General features: G+C 45.4%; 1 protein-coding gene and 1 pseudogene. Both read right to left on the bottom strand.

The window, feature by feature from the left end; all coding sequences use genetic code 11:
• A partial coding sequence (locus tag F6J99_RS40890) for a caspase family protein (RefSeq protein WP_293122115.1) occupies positions 1-4,081 on the bottom strand: 4,081 nt, incomplete at its 3' end.
• A 460-nt stretch (positions 4,082-4,541) separates the two neighbouring features.
• Positions 4,542-5,809, bottom strand: a pseudogene (locus F6J99_RS40885) (caspase); the annotation flags it as partial.

The raw sequence follows: 5,809 nt of genomic DNA, 5'->3' as shown, positions 1-5,809 counted from the left end.
TGACAGCGCCATCATGCCCGATCAGGGTGTGGATTACCTTGCCTGTCTCTAGATTCCAGTGTTTGATGCTGTTGTCATCACTGCCAGAAGCCAAGGTCTGGCCATCCCGGCTGAAACTAACGCTATTGACAATGTTAGTATGCCCGATCAGGGTGTGGATTACCTTGCCTGTCTCTAGATTCCAGTGTTTGATGCTGTTGTCATCACTGCCAGAAGCCAAGGTCTGGCCATCCCGGCTGAAACTAACGCTATTGACAGCGCCATCATGCCCGATCAGGGTGTGGATTACCTTGCCTGTCTCTAGATTCCAGTGTTTGATGGTGTTGTCATCACTGCCAGAAGCCAAGGTCTGGCCATCCCGGCTCAAACTAACGCTATTGACAGCGCCATCATGCCCGATCAGGGTTCGGATTACCTTGCCTGTCTCTAGATTCCAGAGTTTGATGGTGTTGTCAAAACTGCCAGAAGCCAAGGTCTGGCCATCCCGGCTGAAACTGAATCTCGTGACTCTGTTAGTATGCCCGATCAGGGTCTGGAGGGTCTGGAGGGTGAGGATTTTCCTTCTCGTCTCTACATTCCAGTGTTTGATGGTGTTGTCATCACTGCCAGAAGCCAAGGTCTGGCCATCGGGGCTGAAACTGACGCTAAAGACCAAGTCAGTATGCCCGATCAGGGTTCGGATTACCTTGCCCGTCTCTAGATTCCAGAGTTTGATGGTGTTGTCCTCACTGCCAGAAGCCAAGGTCTGGCCATCCCGGCTGAAACTGACCCTCCTGACAGCTTCAGTATGCCCGATCAGGGTGCGGATTACCTTGCCTGTCTCTAGATTCCAGAGTTTGATGGTCTTGTCATCACTGCCAGAAGCCAAGGTCTGCCCATCCCGGCTGAAACTGACCCTCCTGACAGCTTCAGTATGCCCGATCAGGGTGCGGATTACCTTGCCTGTCTGTAGATCCCAGAGTTTGATGGTCTTGTCACGACTGCCAGAAGCCAAGGTCTGGCCATCCCGGCTGAAACTGACGCTCTTGACATCGGAATTATGCCCGATCAGGGTGCGGATTACCTTGCCTGTTTTAGGATCCCAGAGTTTGATGGTCTTGTCCTCACTACCAGAAGCTAAGGTCTGCCCATCCCGGCTGAAACTGACGCTCTCGACATCGGAATTATGCCCGATCAGGGTGCGGATTTCGGTTCCTGTCTCTAGATCCCAGAGTTTGATGGTCTTGTCCTCACTGCCAGAAGCCAAAGTCTGGCCATCCCGCCTGAAACTGACGCTCCTGACAGCTTCAGTATGCCCGATCAGGGTTCGGATTACCTTGCCTGTCTCTAGATTCCAGAGTTTGATGGTCTTGTCACGACTACCAGAAGCCAAAGTCTGGCCATCCCGGCTGAAACTGAATCTCGTGACTCTGTTAGTATGCCCCTGCAAGCGGTTGCCTTTGCTGGCTTCATCAAGAACTTTCTGCAGGGCACTAATCACCTGTTGGTCCGATGCCTTGTGTTTTTGTAGGATTTTTCCTGCCTTAATCACCTCCACCAAAGCCTCCATGTCTTTATATTTAGCAAACAGAGACAAAGAAGAGCGAGCGATAGAATTGGCTTGAGTAATTTGAGAGTTTCTCCATTGCATCCAAACGGCAGCATAGAAAATCATTGCCACCAGAACTGAGCCAGCGATGCTCCAACCCACAATTGTGTTACTGCGTTTTTTTCTAACACTACGCCGCACAAACTCAACTTCTACCTGGTTTAACCAGTTGTCCTCAGAATTGAGTTTTTTATTCAATACATCGAGATAAGGATTGGCATTCCAAAGAAATTGTCCGGTTTTATCTCTCGAACCTTTTTGTATATCCGGTGTCCGTTGCCACAATCGAGCCAAGTTCGTATTTTCGAGGGTGTTTATTTTGTTAAGAAAGTTTTCAGCAAGGTCAAGTCTCCCATCCAACCAATTAATTACAGGTTCAGCCAATGCTTCAAAACCGGATGATTGTTTTTTGCTTTTAACACTTTTCCACTCCACCGCCGCAGGAGTCAACCGCCGTTGTAGAAGTAAATTTTCCTCCTCTTTTTGTTTCCACTCCAGCAACCTTTGCCAACCCCGCACCAAAGCATCATGGGCAGGTTCCACATAGGGATTCCCCTCAGCATCTTGTCCTTTCACCAATAACCGTGCTGTGCTAAAACGCTCAATTACTTCCTTAACTAAATCATTTTTCCCTGGTGGATATTCCAATTCTGATAAAGGTACCCGCCTACGGGCTAACTCACCCCCACCTAGTGCCACCATCCGCAGCATCACATGACGGATTACTTGGTCATAAGCGGGATTTTCTTGAACTAGCAAATCATACTCTTTATCTGCCCTTTGAGTTAGCGATCGCATTACTCCCCCCAATTCCTGATAATCGGCTTGAGTCAAGGCCCGGTCAATAGTGATTCCTCTATATTGTGCCTCCCGTTGTCGCTGTAAATACTTTAGATAAAGTTCGCTCAAGGCAAAAGAAAGCAAGGGCAATGCTCCCGGCATATCCACCACTTCATCAATCAATTGTTCTACTAATTCGTCGGGCTGAAAATACATCACCCGTGCTTCTGCGGGTTTCTCGATTGCTTCGTTGAGTTCCCCTCGTGTCATCCCTGGTACAATAAATCGTCCCCAGTTAAGTTTTTCGCCGACAAACTTTAAGCCAGCATCCCTGACTTGGGCTTCAAAGTCAGAACGTAAGGTTAATACTACCCGTAATTTATCCCCATGGCCATTTATGGCTGTGAGTATCTGTTGGAAAAACTCCTTACGCTGATCATAGTTTTGACAGAGTGTAATAATTTCTTCGCTTTGGTCAATAAACAGTAATAACTTAGAATTGGGGTTATTTTTCGCCCAAACATCAATGCTCATTGCCAGGTTCTGCTGGGGGTTTTGGGCTGCTACCTCTGGTAATTGGCTATTTTTTAAAGCATTATTTAACTGTTGCAAGGGCGTCTCACCAGGACGGATGGGTGACAAAATACACCATTTCTCGGTATTATCTTGCCGTAGTTTGGGAATTAATCCTGCCTTGACCAAGCTAGACTTACCCGAACCGGAAGCACCCAACACCACTGTTAAGGGATTAGCTTTGACAAAATCTTCTAACTTTTCTACTAGTAATGTTCTACCGAAAAACAGGGCACTGTGTTTCTCGTCAAAGGACTTTAAACCGCGATAGGGATTTTGTGACTCATCTAAAGGTGGTGCGGGCGGTAAGTGAAGTTGATGTCCGGGAGAAAGAAAGATATACTCGCCTTTATCGTGCTTGTTTAAACACCAAATACCAGGGGTTTGTCGCAGACGGCATTTTTCTGTGGGTATTTCTACTCGATCCCGTAAATGTAAATATAATTCTGTGGCTGTAATTACCCCATCTCCAGCCGGTTTACCATTCGTGGCACGAGGATAGATATCTCCTGCACCTTCTAGGGCTTCTAATAATGCTGCCGCAAAAGGGGAATGATTGCCGAATTGACCGCGTTCGCTATTTAAATTAAAGTTATCTAAGGCTTTTTGGTCACAGGCTGAAGAAGTAATAATTTGCCAGGCTGGGTCACTAATAAAACGCTCGTATCGTTCTTGGTGAATTACTTCTGGCGAGGTTAATAAATCCCTAGTATTGGACCATTTAAAAGCACCAGCAAAACAGCAGTCAAGGATACCCAAAAAATGACGACAGGGTAATTGAGTTAAAGCATCGTGTAACTTGGTCATGGGCAGATAACTATTAGTATCCCCGAGTATTGCATCTTGAGGAATTAAGTAACCAGCGGGGCCATCATCCCCATTGAGAGCTACTCCATGACCAGCGAAGTAAAATAACAAGCGGTCATTTTCAGTGACTTGTTCCGGTAAGGTATGGGATAAAAATTTGTTAAAGTTAGACAGAGTTGCCACTTCGTCTAAGCATACCCAGACTTGATAACCATGCTTTTTGCGGAGAATTTCCACTAGTTTTTTGGCATCGTTTACGGCAGTGTTGAGGGGGGAAATGCCGTTTGTGTAGTTATTGATGCCGATGATAAAGGCGAGATTTCGGGAAAACATTTTCTGCAAAAAGCACTTATAAAGATGACTTGAATACCCTTGATTGGGAGCATCAATTTTTGGCAAATATATCTTTTTATGTGGGCGGTATAATTACCCTCACACAGCTGGGTTATAGTTTTTCAAAACTGGGATGCTCCCTATTTATTCCCCAAGATAATCTGTTAACTTTACGCATAAATTATTATTTACGTAATAAATCTTTACATATTGAATTGGCAGACAACCTCTAGTGTTATTGGCGTATATAGGGTTTATAAATGAGATGTAAACCTAGGAGGTAGTTTTTTACTGTCCAATAAAACTTCCTATCTGTTTCCCCTCCTGGGAGGGGTTAGGGGTGGATTGCTCTTGCCTCCTTACTAAGGGGGGTTAGGGTGGGATTCCTCTTGTATGCAAGCTTTTTTATACAAGAATTATGTTTACCTCTCCACGAACTGGATTGTTTTCAGAAGTGGGGTTAATGTTCAATACAGTAGACCTCTTGCAAAAGTATTTTTTTGATACTGTTTTCGTCAATTATTGTTACTGTTTTCTGTCTCCTGTCTCCTATCTCCTGACAACTGCCGCGAAGTCTAGTATTGAGGGAAAATTCCCCTACTACTTTGATAGAGTCGTTTTGGAATTGCTCAGATGCGCATTTGAGTTGCTGCAACTGATTAAAACTAAAGATGCTCAATCCACTCAGAGCCAGAATCACGACCGTTACACAGCTAATTAATCGACGGCTATCATTTCGCCTTTTTTGCAGAGTACGCCGCACAAACTCAGCTTCCACTTGGTTAAGCCAGTTATTATCAGAATTCAGTACCTTTTTAAACAAATCCAGACGAGGGTTAGTATTCCAAAGAAACTTTGCCTGTTGCTGGCTTTTCCACTCCTGGGCTGCGGGAGTCAACCGCCGTTGTAGAAGTAAATTTTCCTCCTCTTTTTGTTTCCACTCCAGCAGCTTTTGCCAACCCCGCACCAAAGCATCATGGGCAGGTTCCACATAGGGATTCCCATCAGCATCAACTCCATTCACCAGTAACCGCGCATTGGTAAAGCGCTCAATTACTTCTTTAACTAAATCATTTTTCCCTGGTGGATATTCCAATTCTGATAAAGGTACCCGCCTACGGGCTAACTCACCCCCACCTAGTGCCACCATCCGCAGCATCACATGACGGATTACTTGCTCATAAGCGGGATTTTCATTAACTAGCGCCTCATATTCAAGATCTGCCCTTTGAGTTAGCGATCGCATTACTCCCCCCAATTCAAGATAATCGGCTTGAGTCAAGGCCCGGTCAATAGTAATACCCCTGTATTGTGCCTGCCGTTGTCGCCTTAAGTATTTCAGGTACAGTTCACTTAAGGCAAAAGACAGCAGGGGCAATGCTCCGGGCATATCCGCCACTTCATCAATTAATTTTTCTACTAAATCGTGGGGCTGAAAATACATCACCCGTGCTTGAGCCGGTTTTTCTATCGCTTCGTTGAGTTCAGCTCGTGTCATCGCCGGTACAATAAATCGTCCACTTTGCCAAAGATTTATCAGTACCGTGGTTCCCAATTGATTTATTACTTCCGGTGCCAACTTTAAGCCCAAATCACAGATGTGGGGTTCAAAATCAGAACGTAGGGTTAATACTACCCGTAATTTATCCCCATGGGCATTTATGGCTGTGAGTATCTGTTGGAAAAACGCCTGACGCTCATCTAAGTTTTGACAGAGTGTAATAATTT

It is taken from the genome of Moorena sp. SIO4G3 (genome assembly GCF_010692305.1).
Classification (GTDB): Bacteria; Cyanobacteriota; Cyanobacteriia; order Cyanobacteriales; family Coleofasciculaceae; genus Moorena; species Moorena producens_A.
The sequence above is the reverse complement of the archived record's forward strand: the minus strand, read 5'-3'. Positions and strand labels throughout refer to the sequence as shown.